The sequence below is a fragment of the Mycobacterium sp. ACS1612 genome (assembly GCF_001667505.1).
In the GTDB taxonomy this organism is placed as follows: Bacteria; Actinomycetota; Actinomycetes; order Mycobacteriales; family Mycobacteriaceae; genus Mycobacterium.
This window is the reverse complement of the sequence record NZ_LZHZ01000031.1, coordinates 156865-172957: the sequence shown is the minus strand read 5'-3', so window position 1 is coordinate 172957 and position 16093 is coordinate 156865. Positions and strand designations below refer to the sequence as shown.

The window sequence follows — 16093 nt, the reverse complement described above, 5'->3', positions numbered from 1 at the left end:
CGGAATTACGGCCAACGAGGCTATGCCGGTATTTTGGAGGGTGCCATGGCCCGCGCAATTCACGTCTTCCGTACACCCGACCGGTTCGTCGCCGGGACCGTCGGGCAGCCGGGCAACCGCACGTTCTATCTGCAGGCGGTGCACGACAAACGCGTGATCTCGGTGGTGCTGGAGAAGCAGCAGGTGGCAGTGCTCGCTGAGCGCATCGCGGCGTTGCTGCTCGAGATCAACCGTCGCTTCGGCACGCCCATCCCGCCCGAGACCGGCGAGGTCGAGGACCTGAGCCCGCTGATCACCCCCGTCGACGCCGAGTTCCGGGTCGGCACCATGGGGCTGGGCTGGGACTCGGAAGCGCAGACGGTCGTCGTCGAACTGCTCGCGGTGTCGGAAACCGAGTTCGACGCGTCGGTGGTACTCGACGACGCCGAGGAGGGACCCGACGCGGTGCGGGTGTTTTTGACCCCGGAATCGGCTCGTGAGTTCGCGACGCGCTCCAACCGCGTGATCTCGGCGGGCCGCCCGCCATGTCCGCTGTGTGATGAGCCGCTCGACCCGGAGGGCCACATCTGCGTGCGCACCAACGGCTATCGACGCGGCGCACTTGCCGGGTCCGACGATGACGCCGATTCATAACGATGAGGTGCTGCAGCGCGGCGAGTTGACGGTCATCGGCCGGATCCGGTCAGCGAGCAACGCCACCTTCCTCTGCGAGGCTCACCTCGGTGAGCTGCAAGCACACTGCGTGTACAAGCCGATCAAGGGCGAGGCGCCGCTGTGGGACTTTCCCGACGGCACGCTGGCGGGCCGCGAACTGAGCGCCTACCTGATCTCCGCTGCGCTGGGCTGGAACATCGCGCCCCACACCATCATTCGTGACGGGCCTGCCGGCCCCGGCATGCTGCAGGTGTGGGTCGACCAACCCGGCGACGAAGTGGGCGACGAACCGCAGGCCGGCCCCGACCTGGTCGACCTGCTGCCCGCCGGCCACATCCCGCCCGGCTTCCTGCCCGTACTGCAGGCCTACGACTACGCGGGCGACGAAGTGACTCTGGTACACGCCGACGACAGCAGGCTGCGCCGGATGGCCGTCTTCGACGTGCTGATCAACAACGCCGACCGCAAGGGCGGGCACATCCTATGTGGTGTCGACGGGCACGTCTACGGCGTCGACCACGGCGTGAGCCTGCACGTCGAGGACAAACTCCGCACCGTGCTGTGGGGCTGGTCCGGGAAGCCCGTCGACGACGAAACGCTGGAAGCCGTTGCCCGACTGCGTGATCAGATCCGCGGTGATCTCGGTGACCGACTGCGTAAGCACATCACCCGCCGCGAGGTCGCGGCGCTGCACGCCAGAACTGTTGGGCTGCTGGACAACCCGGTGATGCCGACACCGGACCGGCGTAGGCCCATCCCGTGGCCCGCGTTCTGATCAACGCGGCCGGTGAGCCAGCCGCTCGGGGCGGCGGTCAACGTCTTTGCCGCGTGCGTGGTCTACTGACCCGGTGAACCTGACCGACGCGGCGCTGGCTGCCGACGTGGCGGTCGACGCCGGAAAGCTGCTACTTGCGGTTCGCGAGGAAGTCGGCTTCGACGATCCGTACGACCTCGGCGACGCGGGCGACATGCGGGCGAACGTGCTGATCCTCGACCGGCTGCGGCGGGATCGGCCCGACGACGCCGTGCTGTCCGAGGAGGCCGTCGACGACGTATCGCGTGTGCACGCCGACCGCGTGTGGATCGTCGACCCCGTCGACGGCACCCGCGAGTTCTCCTGGCCGGGTCGCACCGACTGGGCGGTGCACGTCGCACTGTGGCAACGAAACGGCGCCGCACCGACGGCGACCTTCCACACGAGCGGGCCAGACGGTGGCATCACCGATGCTGCGGTCGCGCTTCCGGCCCGCGGCGAGGTCTATCGCACCGACACCGTGACGCCACCGCCGCCGCGCCGCGACGGACCCATCCGCATCACCGCCAGCGCCAGCAGGCCGCCCGCCGTGTTGTGGCGGCTGCGCGACATGATGGACATCCAGATGGTCCGCATCGGGTCCGCGGGCGCCAAGGCGATGGCCGTCGTTCGCGGCGACGTCGACGCGTACGTGCACGCGGGCGGCCAGTGGGAGTGGGATTCGGCGGCTCCGGCGGGTGTTGTGCAGGCCGCGGGGCTGCACGCCTCGCGGCTCGACGGTTCGCCGCTGATCTACAACCGGCGCGACCCTTACCTGCCCGACTTGCTGATGTGCCGCGCCGAGCTGGCCGACGTGCTGCTGGAGGGCATCTGGTCGGCCTATCGAAATCGATAGTCGGGGAATGGAATGGCGCTCAGCGTTGTAGGTCACATTCGAAGCAACGCACCATCCGGAGGCTGTCCTGACCGAACACCTTAAAGTCGAGGCTATGCATTCGTGGCCGGCTCCCGACGTCCCGGCTCTGCCAGGCCGCGGGCCGCAGTTGCGGCTCTACGACAGCGCCGACCGGCAGGTGCGTCCGGTCGCGGCCGGCGAGACGGCGTCCATGTACGTCTGCGGCATCACGCCCTACGACGCGACCCATCTCGGTCACGCGGCCACCTATCTGGCGTTCGACCTGGTGTACCGGGTGTGGTTGGACAGCGGGCACGAGGTGCACTACGTGCAGAACGTCACCGATGTCGACGATCCGCTGTTCGAGCGGGCCGAGCGCGACGGCATCGACTGGCGCGAACTCGGCGCCCGCGAGACCGACCTGTTCCGCGCGGACATGGCGGCCCTGCGGGTGCTGCCGCCGCACGACTACGTGGCCGCCACCGACGCGATCAGCGAGGTGGTCGAGTTGGTGGAGAAGATGTTGGCCTCCGGTGCGGCCTACGTCGTCGACGATCCCGCCTTCCCGGACGTGTACTTCCGCGCCGACGCCACCCAGCAGTTCGGCTACGAGTCCGGCTACGACCGCGAGACCATGCTGCGGCTATTCGCCGAGCGCGGCGGCGATCCGGCCCGCGCGGGGAAGGCCGACGAACTCGATGCGCTGATGTGGCGGGCGCAGCGGCCCGGCGAACCGAGCTGGCCGTCACCGTTCGGCCCTGGCAGGCCAGGCTGGCACGTCGAGTGTGCGGCGATCGCGCTGAGCCGCATCGGCACCGGGCTGGACATCCAGGGCGGGGGCAGCGACCTGATCTTCCCGCATCACGAGTTCTCCGCCGCGCATGCCGAATCGGTAACGGGGGAGCGGCGATTCGCCCGCCACTACGTGCACGCGGGAATGATCGGCTGGGACGGCCACAAGATGAGCAAGAGCCGCGGCAACCTGGTGCTGGTGTCGCGGCTGCGCGCCGACGGTGTCGACCCGGCCGCCATTCGGCTCGGCTTGCTGGCCGGGCACTACCGTGCCGACCGGTACTGGAGCGATCAGGTGCTCGACGAGGCCGTCGCCCGGCTGCAGCGGTGGCGGGCTGCGACGACCCTGCAGGCAGGCCCCGACGCCGCCGACGTCGTCGCGCGGGTGCGGCAGTATCTGGCCGACGACCTGGACACGCCCAAGGCGTTGGCCGCGCTGGACGGCTGGGCGACGGACGCGCTCGAGTACGGCGGCCACGACACCGAGGCGCCGCGGACTGTCGCGACCGCGGTCGACGCATTGCTAGGTGTCCAGTTGTCGCACTGACGTACGTTGGCGGCTATGGGTTCACTGACTGGAAAAGTCGTGCTGATCACCGGCGGCGCCAACGGCGTCGGCGCGGAGGTGGCACGCCGTCTGCACGCCAAGGGCGCCAAGCTGGTGCTGACCGATCTCGACGAGACCAAGCTGGCGGAGGTGGCGGCCAGGCTCGGTGATGAGGATGTGCTGACCGTCGTCGCCGACGTGCGTGACCTGTCGGCGATGGAGGCGGCGGTAGCCAAGGGAGTCGAGCGCTTCGGCGGGATCGACGTCGTCATGGCCAACGCCGGGATCGCCACGTACGGGTCGGTGCTGAACGTCGATCCGCAGGCGTTCCGGACGCTGATCGACGTCAACATCGTCGGCGTCTTCAACACCGTGCGCGCCGCGCTGAACCCGGTCATCGACCGATGCGGTTACGTGTTGATCGTCTCGTCGCTCGCGGCGTTCGCGGCCGCGCCAGGGATGGCGCCCTACGACGCGGCCAAGGCCGGTATCGAGCACTTCGCCAACTCGCTGCGATTGGAAGTCGCGCATCTGGGCGTCGACGTCGGCTCGGCGCACATGTCGTGGATCGATACTCCGCTGGTCCGTGACACCAAGGCCGATATGCCTGCATTCCAGCAGATGCTGAAAGCGTTGCCGGGTCCGCTGGGCAAGACCACGTCGGTGGAGAAGTGCGGTGAGGCGTTCGTCGCAGGCATCGAGGGCCGCAAGCGGCACATCTTCGTACCCCGCTGGGTCGGTCTGCTGCGCTGGCTCAAGCCCTTCCTGTCAACCCGCGTCGGCGAGGCGCCGACGCTGAAGACGGCACCGGAGATGCTCCCGAAGATGGACGCGGAAGTGGCCGCGTTGGGCCGGTCGATGAGCGCGCGTACCGACTCGCTGGAAAAGAATTGATCCGCCGCGTCGCGGTTCTTGTCGTCCTGCTGACGCTGCTCGCGGCTTGCAGCACGAAGGGTTCGGAGGAAACGCCTAAAGCGTCGCCACCGCCGTCGAGCCCGGCGGCGGTCACGCCCGACCAAGCCCGCGCGATTGCCAAGGACGCCTACATCTATGGCTTCCCGATCGTTGACAACTACCGGGTGATGTACTCCTACTTCGTCAACAAGGACGACCCGGAATACAAGGGCGGGTGGAACGAAATCCACAGCACCGCGCGGGTGTACACGCCCGAGGACAAGGCCATCCAGACGCCGAACTCGGACACACCGTACTCCGCCCTCGGTGCGGATCTGCGGGCGGAACCGCTCGTCCTCACCGTTCCGCCGATCGCGCAGGACCGGTATTACTCGCTGCAGTTCATCGATCTCTACACCTACAACATGGCCTACGTCGGCAGTCGCACCACGGGCAACGGCGGTGGCAAGTACCTTCTGGCAGGCCCGAATTGGAAGGGCCCGAAGCCGGACGGGATCAATGAGGTGATCCAGTCCGACACCGAGTTGGCGCTCGTGCTCTATCGCACCCAATTGCTCGGTCCGTCGGACATCGACCAAGTGAAGAAGATCCAAGCCGGCTACCAGGTGCAGCCCCTTTCGGTGTATCTGAACCAACCGGCTCCGCCGCCCGCGCCGCCGATCGACTTCGCGCCGCCGCTGACCCGGGACCAGGAGAAGACATCGCCGCAGTTCTTCGAGATCCTGGATTTCGCACTGAAATTCGCGCCGACGCTGCCCACTGAGAAGGATCTACGCGCTCGGTTCGAAACAATCGGCATCGGTCCGGGGGGCGGTTTCGACGCGGACAAGTTAAGCCCCGAAATGCGCACGGCGATCGAAGGCGGGATGGCCGACGCCTGGAACGAGTTCGACACTTTCAAGAAGGACAAAATCGACACGGGCCAGGTCGGTTCGGCCCAGTTCTTCGGCACCGCAGAGGAACTCAAGGGCAACTATCTCTACCGGATGGCGGGCGCTGTGCTCGGTATCTACGGCAACACGGCCGCCGAGGCGATCTACCCGAGTTTCACCAGTGATTCGGCTGGGGCTCCTCTGACCGGGGCGAACAAGTACACCTTCCACTTCGCGAAGGACCAGTTGCCGCCGGTCAACGCGTTCTGGTCGCTGACCATGTACGAGTTGCCGCAGAGCCTGCTCGTCGCCAACCCGATCGACCGGTATCTGATCAACTCGTCGATGCTGCCGACTCTGGTGCCCGACCCCGACGACGGCTACACGTTCTATGTCCAGAACGAGCCACCCGGCCTCGGCAAGGAGCCCAACTGGCTGCCTGCGCCCAAGGGGCCATTCGTACTCGTGCTGCGGCTGTACTGGCCAAAGCCGGATGCGCTGAACGGCACCTGGAAGGCGGAGCCGCCGGTCAAGGTCTAGCTGGCTAGGTCGGCACGTTTTCGCGCAGGAACTTCGCCTGTTCTGCGGGCATGGCCGGCGTGGCGGGCCAGACGTCGGGCCCGCGCCGAACTTGGTCCGCCGGCTCGCCGGTGATGAAAAAGTCCGAAAATGACCGTGAGACCACCTGATGCGGGCTGATCCAGCGGATGCCACCGAAGCGTTGACCTCGATCTCGCCCTGGAACTCGAAGTGCCCGTTGCCCAATGGGTCGTAGACGCCCTGGTATCGGAACGTCAGCGGCCATTCGCGCGGGTCGCGGCTGACCGGTATGCGGCTCATCGCGTTCTCCCGCGTCGCAACGCCAACTGGTGTTCATCTCCAATCCGCCGCAGGACGCCGACGGTCGGGCCTTCGTACACCACCTCGTCCAACGAATCGACGACATCGAGATCGGCGGCTACACGATCACTGACGCGCAGCCGGCCGAGCCCACCCAACAGCTGGACGTTCGTAATGGCTTACCCGCGGCGAGACGCCGGATCCAGGGCCAGGATTCCCAACGCAAGGAGCTGCTCGGCGAGCGCGCGCGCCGGGTCGGGAGAGTCCCAGCCGAGGTGCGCTGCGATGCCCGCGATGCTTCTGTTTCCGTCGCAGGCGACCACGAATGCGGCGGCCTGGGCGGTGAGCGTGAAGAGCTTGGTCGCTTGCGGCTGCGCGTATGGCAGGACGATTACGAGCGTCTCGGTCGCGACCGTGCTCGAATCTGCGGTGAGCAGGGCGATCGGATCGCGAGGGTAGATCTCCGCGCGTGCCCCGGTCACCAGCGTGGGTCGGCACGCCGCGGCCTTGGCGCTCCAGGCCGGGCAGTCTGGATCGAGGCGAAATAGTGAGCCGTCGCCGTTGGCAGAGGTTTCATCATGCGCGCTCATAAACTGGTTGGCCAGCCGGCTTAGATCTGAAAGCTCCGCGGGCGGCGAGTCCGCCTGCTCGATCTTGCGGTGGATTGCGTTGAGCAGCGGAGATAGTCCGTCGCTCGGCTGTCCTTCGGCGACTTCCTCTGCGCCGGCGGTATCAGAGTAAATGGCGCGGTGGATGGCGGCTTCAAACGCCTGCGGGAACTGACACTGCGATTGCACGTGGTCCACGTACTGCCGGCCTCGCTTTCCCACCTCGGCGCACAGGGGTTCGACCAGAGCTCGGGCGAGGCACTCGGCGATCTCTTCGTGATCGTTGGTGTCGCGCACGATCCAGCAGTTGTAGCCGTGAGCGAGTCGCTGGCGCTCCTGCTGCTTGGCCGCGATCTCTTGGGATAGCAGGACCGGAGTCCCAGTGGCCATGACCTCCAGTGCGATGACGGGATTGTGCGCCGTGATCGGGAAGTCCTGCTCGAGGCAGCACGCCACATCGCAGCCGCGAAGGAACTCGGGAACTCGCCAATGGGGCAAGAATGGGATCCTAGAGACGTGTTCGCGCAGATCGAGCTCCTCGATGAGAGAGGTGAAGGCTTTCTCTTCGGGTGCCTCGCCGTGAACCATGGCTGCGAGTCGGACCGACATCCCGCGATCAAGGCAATGCCGGACGGCGCGAACCAGAGGCAGGACCCCTTTGAAGCGTCCGAGTTTGCCGAACACCCCGATGGTGTGGGCGGACGTCGTCGGCGCGACTTCGAGCGCCGGGCCGTCAGGAGCAAATTCGTCGAGAGGCACGAAGTGCGCGTCGTTCGGCATAATTCTCGCGAGGGGAACGCCGAGCTCGGCGAGCGCCTTGGACAGGCCCCTACCTCCGATGACAACGTCCGCGGCCAAGAAAATCTCGTCGTACAGGGAGCGCATAGCGGGCTGATGCCATAGCCGCCCCACGTCGCTGCCCGCGGTATGCATGACATGGGGTCTGCCGGTGAGGCTCGCGGCGAGATGCCCAGCGACGCCGTATGGCTCCAGGTACCAGGAGAGCACGCACTCGAGATCGTGCTCCTTGATCACCTCAATGGCAAGCCCCGCCAGCTTGGTCCCGTAGGGGTTGTGCCACGGCACATGCCACTGACCGTAGAGGTCGGCGGGGGTCTGATGGACACGGACGGTTCCAGCGTCGTAGTGGCCACCGAGACGCTTTCGATCCTCGGGGCGAAGCTGGATTCGATATTGTTTCTCGACCTCTGCGGCATTGGTGATCACGTGAACATCGTGACCGCGTCGGGCGAGCTCGTGGGCGAGGCGGTATGTCCTCGCGCTGACGCCTCCCTGAATCGGGGGATATTTTCCGATCAGACAGATACGCACGGTCGAACTTCGATGAGCTGGCCCGCTGCCAGCGAGCGTACGAGTTCCTGGATCGGCTCTCCTGCCGTCGCATGGATCGTTGTCCATTCGGTCAGCGCGACCAGGAGCGCCGCGACATTCGAATCGAGCCAGAAGACACGCGCACTGTCCACGCCGGGGATGACAGCGACGGTTTGAAGGGGCCCGCGGTCGAGCGTCGCCGGGGTTTCGCCGTCGAGCACCGGCTTCAGATCAAACGCAGTGTCAAGGATCTCGAGGTCCTCGGAGGCACGCACGTCAAGGCTCTCCCAGGCTGCGGGCAGCGCGTGGGCAGACCGCTGCTCTCGCTCGCGCGATGAGAACGTCGCCGAGGCGATCATGTGCTCCAGGCGCACTAGGTCGACGAGGTACTCGGGTTCGATGCGGGCGGCTGATGCGACGATGAAATTGTGAAGCTGCTGCGCGTTCTCGCGCCTTCCCGGGGACAGCGGTGGCTCGACGTCAGCGAATTCGCGGACCAGGTGCGCAGCGTGCTCGTGCACACAGCGGCAGGCCGCCGGCAGCACGCTCTTGATTTTTTCCCAACGTTTGGCGAGGACAAGCTCACCGAGGAGCGCCAAGCGATCCAGGTGATCGTCGCAGACGCCGCCGGGGGCGCCGCGCAGTGGGTCCTGCGAGTTAAACACCGAGGGGTTCGAAAGGTAGTCAAGGATCGAGTGTTGGCGGTCGAACAAGGCTCGTCGCGCGGTCGAGCTGACCCGAAGCCGAGGTGGCAGCGCCTCACGTGTGGCCGCAGATGGGGGGAGATCCGTGTAGACCTCGTCGCGGATGCGGAGGGCCCGCTCGACGTCGGCGATTACCTCCCCGAAGCCCTCGAAGGCCTGATCGCGCTCGATGACGATCACGTCAGGCTCATGCCGTCGCAACGCTTCGGCCAGAAGCGCGAGCGTCGCGCGGGAAACCTGACGATCATGGGTATCGATGGCGAGGTCGTGTCTGTCGCAGCCTCCCGCGAGGTGGATGGCCCGGACGGCTCGCGGTGGCAGCGCCGCGAGGAAGGCCAGCGGATCAAACCCGTGATTGCTGGAGTTGATTCGGAGATTCTCGACATCAAGCAGGATTCCGGCCCCGGTACGGTTGCAGACGTCGGCAAGGAACTCGGACTCCACAACCTCGGAGTCGACGTAGTCGAAGTAATAGGAGATGTTCTCAAGTACGAGGGGCAGGCCAACGCGATCCTGCACGATTTGAATATTCTCGCAGAGGATCCGCAGCGTGTCCTCGGTCCTCGGTAGCGGTAGGAGCTGGGCATGATCGAGACCAGGAACTTTGGTGAATGCCAGGTGCTCGCTGTACCAGGGAACCCCCAGCCACTGAGCCCATTGCTTGACGTCGGTAAGGTAATCGGAGTCGGGTCGCTGGGCCGTTCCGAGGGACAGGCCCACGCCGTGGAGGTACAGCGGGCACAGTTCTGGCAAGCGCCGGAATATCCTGCGGTGATCGAGGGTAGCGCGGATGCAGTGATCGACCGTGATCTCGAGCGCCTCGATGGGTGGCATGCTCTCGCGGATGATGGTTGCGACTTCGCTGCGATAACCGACACCGATGAGCGTCATCGTGCGCCGTCAAGCGATGCAGCTGCATCCGCAATAAACGACGCACCTCCCGCTCACCGTCTCCGACGGGTCTTGCGGCAGGATCGTCCACTCGACGATCATCCCTTTACCTGCCGCCTCGACGATTCGCTCGCTGATCGCGCGAGTCTCCTCGGTCCGCTGAATCCCGTAGAGTCCGAGGGCTTTTCGACGTGCCTCGCCCGCCTCGACAAGGCGCCGCTTCAGATCTGCGTTCTTCTCCACATCAGACATCGGATCCCCCTCGAATGCCGCAAGACGAAGCTATTGACGCATGCCGCCAATTTACAGAACCAGCCCGAACTAATCTAGGGAGAACGTGCGGTGTGCGGCATCGTCGGGTACCACGATCGTGAACGCGCGCACAATTTGTACGAAATCGCGTTAGCCCTAGCCCACCGTGGTCCGGACGGCACCGGTGTGTGGACTCGCAACGACATCGGCCTGGCCGCCAGCCGACTCAGCCTGCTCGATCTCGAACACGGCACCCAGCCGATGGTCAGCGAGGACGGGCAGGTAGCCGTAGCACTCAACGGCGAGATCTACAACCACGCCCAGCTGCGCGCGGAGCTCGTGAATGAGGGCATTTCCTTCCGCGGGCGCTCCGATACTGAGGTCCTTCTGCGCGGCTTCATCCAGTGGGGACCTCAGGTGCTGGACCGTCTCGACGGCATGTTCGCCGCGGCGATGAGCGAAGGTCGCAAGCTGCACCTCGCGCGTGACACGTTCGGCATGAAGCCACTGTTCTGGTGGCTGTCAAGCGATCGGCAAGCACTCGTGTTCGGTTCGGAAATTAAGGCGTTGCTCCGCTTTCCCGCAGTGCCGCGCCGCCTTGACCCCGCAGCGCTCGTCGAGGAGATGGTATTCGGCCACACCTTGGAAGGCCGGACCTTGCTGCGCGACATCGAGCAGCTCGCGCCCGGAACTCTGATGACCATCGAGCGGCAAGACTGCGGGCTCGAAATCAGCACCGAGCGCTTTGCAATGCCGTGCCCCGGCACGCCGCCTGCGAGCCCGCGAGAGGCCGGCGAATGGATCGGCGAGCTGCTGCGAGAATCGGTCGCCCGGCACATCCACGCCGACCACCCTGTGGCGACGTACTTGTCCGGAGGCGCCGACAGCACGCTCCTGGCGTCGCTGCGAGCAGATCACCCAGGATCGAAGTCGTTCGTGGTGGCCGACGGCAAGCACGCCGCAGATCTGTCCCACGCCGCTGACGTCGCGAATGCGCTGCGCCTCGACCACGAGGCTATCCTCATCCCCCGCGAACCTCCGCTCTGCTGGCTCGCGAATGCGGTCCTAGCGATGGAGGCTCCTCGCCCTGCCACATTGGCGCTCGTGTCGGCTCCCCGCGTGCGCTCCTTCGCCAAGGCAGCATTGTGCGGCGAGGGCGCGGACGAACTGTTCTCGGGGTATCCAATGCACCAGTGGCCGGGCCCCTATCTCGATCGGTTCGCGCAACGCCTTGCGCAGTTGCAGAGCACAAGCGCGCTGCCGGTATCGGCGTTCGAAACGACCGAGGCGCAACTGGCGGTGCTTCGAAGCGATCGTCTTGGTAGGCAGCCCAGTGCGGTCTTTGACTTCCTCCTAGTCCAGGCAATGCCCAACAAGCACCTCGCCATCTGGGATCGGGGCGCGATGGCCGCGTCGCTCGAGGTTCGCATGCCCTACCTCACGCGAGGCATGCGGGACCTCTCGCTGAGCCTGCCGAAGGATTGGCCTTCTGGATCCGCGAAGGAAACGATCGGCGCGGCTATGCGGCGTACCTTGCCCGCGCCGCTGGCCGAGCGGATCGCGACACGCACCAAGACCGCCGCACCCGACGCGCTCGAGGTGACGCGCCGCCGCCTGGGCAACCTCGCTGCCTCGGTGATGCCCCCGGGTTGGCACCGCCGGCATCCGCTGCTGCAGATCTCGACGGCGCCGCACGTGCTGTTTCTGCTCGACCTGTTCCTCATCGCGTTCGTCGCGCGCGATGGCTCATTTCCCCAGGACTTCGCCGCCGAGGCCCTTTACACGCGCCATGGGAGCGAGCTTCGCGCAGCCCATGAGTCGGCTTGCGATGCGTTGCTGGCAGCGCGCTGAATCCGGGCGTTATTCGGGTTGGATCCGGCTGCGCGGCCTCGGCCTGGGAGAGCTCGGATTCGTGCAAATCGCGAACGCGGCTGCCTCCTCAGGATCGATCCCAATCAGCTCGTTGATCCTGAAACGTCGGGGATCGATATGTCACCCAATAAGGAAGTTTGACACGCTACACACTTTTCGCTGGCAGACATGGGATGAATATCCGTCCGCACGTAAGGAATTGGCCTATACGTGGCTGGGTAGGTCCGACTGGCTGGGCTATATCTCAAATGTGTCATATGACTCGAACTTACGAGATCACTTGTCGACTGCGGGCGCGACTTTGGTGAACAATCCGCAAATGTCGTCCTTCACCGCCGACTGCCCGGTTAGGATCCAGCGCGTACCCGAAAACCGTAGTACCGAGCATCAGTAGCCAATATCGAGTAACAATTCACGGCGCGGTCAAATGGCGGGCGTGCTGTCCCGACATTGATCAACCCATTGCCACTCGGCTCATGGCAGCGTCGGTGCCGTCGGCGTATTCCGGCGGCGACAACTTAGCACGTCAGCGACGACGAGGTAGGTGATCATGACCGAAAGGCTGATCATGGGGGAGCGCAGCGACGTCCTGTTCGTCAGCATGCCCTGGGGGCCACTGCTGCAGCCATCTCTTGGCCTCAGTCTGCTGAAGGCAACGCTCAACGGCGGCGTCCGGTCCGAAATTCGTTATTTCACACTTGATTTCGCGCGCATCATTGGCCCTGAGGCGTACATCACTATAGCCAACGGTGCACCCACCACGTCTGACCTGGTCGGTGAATGGATCTTCTCGCCGACTCTGTTCGACCGTGACTCTACGGCAGACCAAACGTATGTCGATGAGGTGCTGCTCGGTGATCGGCCCGACCTGTTCAACGAAGCCGCCAAGCACCGAGCCGCGATAACCGACGAGTTTCTGACCACTGTCTACGCCGCACGCGATGCCGCACCAGCGTTCATTGCGGACTGTGCCAGTCACATCGCCCAACGGGCGCCGCGGATTCTCGGATTTACCAGTGTGTTTCAACAAAACGTCGCATCGCTGGCCCTAGCGAAATCCATCAAGGACCAGTGCCCCGACACGGTCATCGTGTTCGGCGGCGCAAACTGCGAGGGACAGATGGGTGTCGAATTGCTTCGCCAGTTCGCCTTCGTTGACGTCGTGATGTCAGGAGAAGGCGAACGCGCGTTCCCAGTTCTGGTGGAGCAGATCCTCTCGAAAGAACAATGCGACCAGTTGACCGGTGTCTATACCCAGGAGTCGGCGCCGACGGCGCGCGAGCCATTCCTCAACTCGCCCCGGGTCTCGGACATGGACACGTTGCCCTATCCCTCATACGACGACTACTTCACACAACTGGCTGCTGCCGCGCTTGCGACCAGCGACGCACCGAGGCTGCTATTCGAAACATCGCGTGGGTGTTGGTGGGGAGAAAAGCATCACTGCACATTTTGTGGTCTCAACGGCGCCAGCATGGCATTCACCAGCAAGAGCGCGCAGCGCGCATTCGACGAGGTCAACTCCTTGTCCCAGAAACACCCGAATCTGAAAATCTCAGTGGTCGACAACATCCTGGACATGAAGTATCTGCAGGATTTCGTGCCGATGTTGTCTTCGGGCGGCCTAGAACTCGACCTGTTCTACGAAGTGAAAGCCAACCTGAAGCGTCACCAGCTGGTCATGCTGCGTGATGCCGGCATTCGGTCCATTCAACCCGGCATCGAAAGCTTCAGCACCCAAGTGTTGTCGCTGATGAACAAAGGAGTGCGCGGCATACAGAATATTCAGCTACTGAAATGGTGTAAGGAACTGGGCATTCGAGCCTACTGGAACATGCTGTGGGGATTTCCCGGTGAGAGCCCCGCCGAGTACCAGCTCATGGCTGACCTCGTGCCGGCGTTAGCACACCTCCAACCTCCGGTATCGGGATCGGTCATTCGTCTCGATCGCTTCAGCCCGAACTTCGACAACGCTGAAGCGCTCGGTTTCGCCAACGTCAAGCCACATGCGTCCTACAGTCACATTTACCCGTTGGAACAGTCGGCGGTAGCCGGGTTGGCGTACTACTTCGTCTTCGACTATGCACAGCCACAGCCCGTCGGTGACTACACCCGTTCACTCTCCGAAGCGATCGAGCGGTGGCAAAGGACTCATGACGAGAGCGATCTGTTCATGGTCGACAAGAATGGGCTGCTGATGATTTGGGATCTCCGCGCAATTGCGCTTCAGCCGCTGACGGTGCTGACTGGTATCGGTCGAGCCATATACCTCGCCTGCGATAGCGCTCGCCCGATATCCCAACTACCGACATTACTTTCGAGTGTCGGCGATAACGACTGCGGCGACCACAGCATCCACCACTATGTGGACATGCTTGTCGAGCGCAAGCTCATGCTCCGCGACGGCGGAATGTGTCTGAGCCTCGCGGTCCGGCTTGGCGACTACACGCCCAGCCATAAGGTCACGAGCCGATTTTGTCAGCTGCTCCGCGAACTGGGAACCGAGCACCATGACATCACGACAATTTCAGTAGACGACGAAGTCATGCTCACACATTAGCTTTCAACCAAACCAACAGAAGAAAGAGGAGGAAGTCAAATGGCCGAATTACGTAGTGAGCGACGGGAACTCGGATTGAACCCCGAGCACTTTGAGGTCCGCGAGGGCGGCGAGATCGTCATCAAGAGCAAGGAATTGGAAGACGCGCTCGCAGCGTCGGATGCCAGTCCAGGTGACGTCATGGCGGGCGGCGAGACCACCATCGGAGTCGTGGTATCGCGTAGCTTCTGAGGAAGAAGCGAGCAGACTGCCGAATACGCGGAACCGCCGCGGTATTACCACTGCGACGTCGATGTCGTCGTCAGCACGCTGTGGTGCAACACGGTTTACGTGAGTCGTACACACGGCCTGCCGCGAAACTCCGTCGCTGGGCAACAACAGTCATCGGCGATTCGGCCGCTCGGCCACAGATCTTCTGGTCCTCGCCGGGCGGCCAATGTCGTTGGTGTGCAAACGAATGCCCCAAATTCGTGCCACCGGTACCCGACGGCGAAGAGACGCGTGCGGCCTAAGATCAAGTAGTCAACTACTCGCTACCAGCGTTCACGCCCGGCCTAGGATCAATTGGAGGGATCTCCGTCCAATTCATATCTAGGGGGAGCCATGACCTGTGATCCAGAGATCTACTTCGATGATTCCTTGACAGCCGATCAGCGCGTGCTCGCGGAAGAGTCGATCATCGCAATAGTTGAGAGCAAGCGGGCGCAGACCGCGGCCGCACTCGCTCGAGCGGCGGAGGTCGAAAAGTTCGAGGCCGCGATCAATGCCCCGCTGACCGAGCTAATACAGCAACATCCTGTCGCAGCTGAGGCGCTGCGACAGGTTCCCGAGCGCCCGTTGGAGCCATCGAGCGAATTCATCCGACCGCCACTGTCGGGCGTCCCCACGCTCCCGGTGTTACCGCTAGCCCAGCGTGTCCTTGCGAGAGTGCCGCCGTATGACATCAGTTGGTTTTGGCATGACCTCAGCGGCGCATGGCCCACATCCAGAACCGGCAATCTCGACGGGAATCTCGCAATGGACGCCAGGTCCGGGTACGGTGGTGCCGACGATTTCGTCAGCTCGCACATCGGCGTCGGATGCCTGGTGCGGATCGACCGCCCGGTCGCTGTCGAGTTGTACGCGCAACGCACATCGCGCCACGAGTTCATTGTGGGAGCCGGCGGCTTGGGCGCCAACGCGACCGCGGAGGGTGGCGTGGAAACAACCTTCATGCGAGGATCCACGGTGATCATGGCGGGCCAAATTCCCATGTTTCGCCGACGGGTTAGTGCGGGCGAGGATGGGCAAGAATCCACGGGGTGGAGTGAAGGCACATACCCGAACGGGATGGGCGGCCGCATCGAACCCGGCGAGTACTACTTTAACGTCGGAATCTATACCTTCACCGACTACTCCTCGGGATTCTTAGGTTCAGCGTCTGCGAAGTCGTTGGTTCAGAGCGTGATTCGCAATATGGCCGTCGTTCAGCGCTGACTTCGCAGGGACTGCAGCTCGTCCACAACAGCAAGTGTCGTGGAACTTGATTACAGCCTTGTGGGGCAGGCGAGATCTTCGAGGCGGCGACGTCGCAACATTCGATCTGATCCCGGACGCTACGCCGGT

The 16093-nt window shown here is 64.1% G+C and carries 13 protein-coding genes; 10 read left to right on the top strand and 3 right to left on the bottom strand.

Annotated features, from left to right (window positions below; genetic code table 11):
* Nucleotides 1-45 precede the first annotated feature (45 nt).
* From A5724_RS13115 to A5724_RS13090, 6 genes are all read left to right on the top strand, one after another.
* Complete coding sequence (locus A5724_RS13115; protein ID WP_067802021.1) at nucleotides 46-633, top strand: DUF3090 domain-containing protein; 588 nt, start codon at nucleotides 46-48, stop codon at nucleotides 631-633.
* Complete coding sequence (locus A5724_RS13110) at nucleotides 617-1429, top strand: SCO1664 family protein (RefSeq protein ID WP_156752259.1); 813 nt, start codon at nucleotides 617-619, stop codon at nucleotides 1427-1429. Before A5724_RS13115 ends, A5724_RS13110 begins: the two co-directional genes overlap by 17 nt.
* Nucleotides 1430-1502: 73 nt before the next feature.
* The gene (locus A5724_RS13105) at nucleotides 1503-2303 is read left to right on the top strand and encodes a 3'(2'),5'-bisphosphate nucleotidase CysQ (RefSeq protein WP_067801892.1); all 801 of its coding nucleotides are present in this window, start codon (nucleotides 1503-1505) and stop codon (nucleotides 2301-2303) included.
* Between the two features lie 94 nt (nucleotides 2304-2397).
* Nucleotides 2398-3642: a cysteine--1-D-myo-inosityl 2-amino-2-deoxy-alpha-D-glucopyranoside ligase gene (gene mshC, locus A5724_RS13100; RefSeq protein ID WP_067801891.1), complete on the top strand. Its 1245-nt coding sequence runs from the start codon at nucleotides 2398-2400 to the stop codon at nucleotides 3640-3642.
* Between the two features lie 15 nt (nucleotides 3643-3657).
* Nucleotides 3658-4536, top strand: coding sequence for an SDR family oxidoreductase (locus A5724_RS13095; RefSeq protein WP_197518636.1), 879 nt, complete (start codon nucleotides 3658-3660; stop codon nucleotides 4534-4536).
* The gene (locus A5724_RS13090; RefSeq protein WP_067801882.1) at nucleotides 4533-5969 is read left to right on the top strand and encodes a DUF1254 domain-containing protein; all 1437 of its coding nucleotides are present in this window, start codon (nucleotides 4533-4535) and stop codon (nucleotides 5967-5969) included. The genes A5724_RS13095 and A5724_RS13090 overlap by 4 nt, the downstream gene beginning before the upstream one ends.
* A 479-nt stretch (nucleotides 5970-6448) precedes the next feature.
* On the opposite strand, the gene A5724_RS13085 is transcribed toward A5724_RS13090, so the two are convergent.
* Genes A5724_RS13085 through A5724_RS13075 form a run of 3 tightly spaced genes read right to left on the bottom strand, consistent with a single transcriptional unit; the run spans nucleotide 6449 to nucleotide 10056 of the window.
* Nucleotides 6449-8296, bottom strand: a complete 1848-nt coding sequence (locus A5724_RS13085) for a glycosyltransferase family 4 protein (protein ID WP_082964997.1) — start codon at nucleotides 8294-8296, stop codon at nucleotides 6449-6451.
* A complete protein-coding gene (locus A5724_RS13080; RefSeq protein WP_067801876.1) occupies nucleotides 8194-9804 on the bottom strand; it encodes a DUF692 domain-containing protein in 1611 nt (536 codons plus the stop codon). The genes A5724_RS13085 and A5724_RS13080 overlap by 103 nt, the downstream gene beginning before the upstream one ends.
* 9 nt (nucleotides 9805-9813) lie before the next feature.
* Nucleotides 9814-10056 carry a hypothetical protein gene (locus A5724_RS13075; protein WP_067801873.1) on the bottom strand — a complete coding sequence of 81 codons (243 nt, stop codon included), beginning with the start codon at nucleotides 10054-10056 and terminating at the stop codon, nucleotides 9814-9816.
* Nucleotides 10057-10146: 90 nt separating this feature from the next.
* Here A5724_RS13075 and asnB point away from each other — a divergent pair, with 90 nt between their 5' ends.
* From asnB to A5724_RS13055, 4 genes are all read left to right on the top strand, one after another.
* Nucleotides 10147-11907 carry an asparagine synthase (glutamine-hydrolyzing) gene (gene asnB / locus A5724_RS13070; protein ID WP_067801871.1) on the top strand — a complete coding sequence of 587 codons (1761 nt, stop codon included), beginning with the start codon at nucleotides 10147-10149 and terminating at the stop codon, nucleotides 11905-11907.
* A gap of 571 nt (nucleotides 11908-12478) precedes the next feature.
* The gene (locus A5724_RS13065) at nucleotides 12479-14488 is read left to right on the top strand and encodes a RiPP maturation radical SAM C-methyltransferase (protein WP_156752258.1); all 2010 of its coding nucleotides are present in this window, start codon (nucleotides 12479-12481) and stop codon (nucleotides 14486-14488) included.
* 39 nt (nucleotides 14489-14527) lie between these two features.
* On the top strand, nucleotides 14528-14719 hold the full coding sequence (locus A5724_RS13060; protein WP_067801864.1) for a hypothetical protein: 192 nt from the start codon (nucleotides 14528-14530) through the stop codon (nucleotides 14717-14719).
* 372 nt (nucleotides 14720-15091) lie between these two features.
* The gene (locus A5724_RS13055; protein ID WP_067801861.1) at nucleotides 15092-15964 is read left to right on the top strand and encodes a hypothetical protein; all 873 of its coding nucleotides are present in this window, start codon (nucleotides 15092-15094) and stop codon (nucleotides 15962-15964) included.
* Nucleotides 15965-16093: the final 129 nt, after the last annotated feature.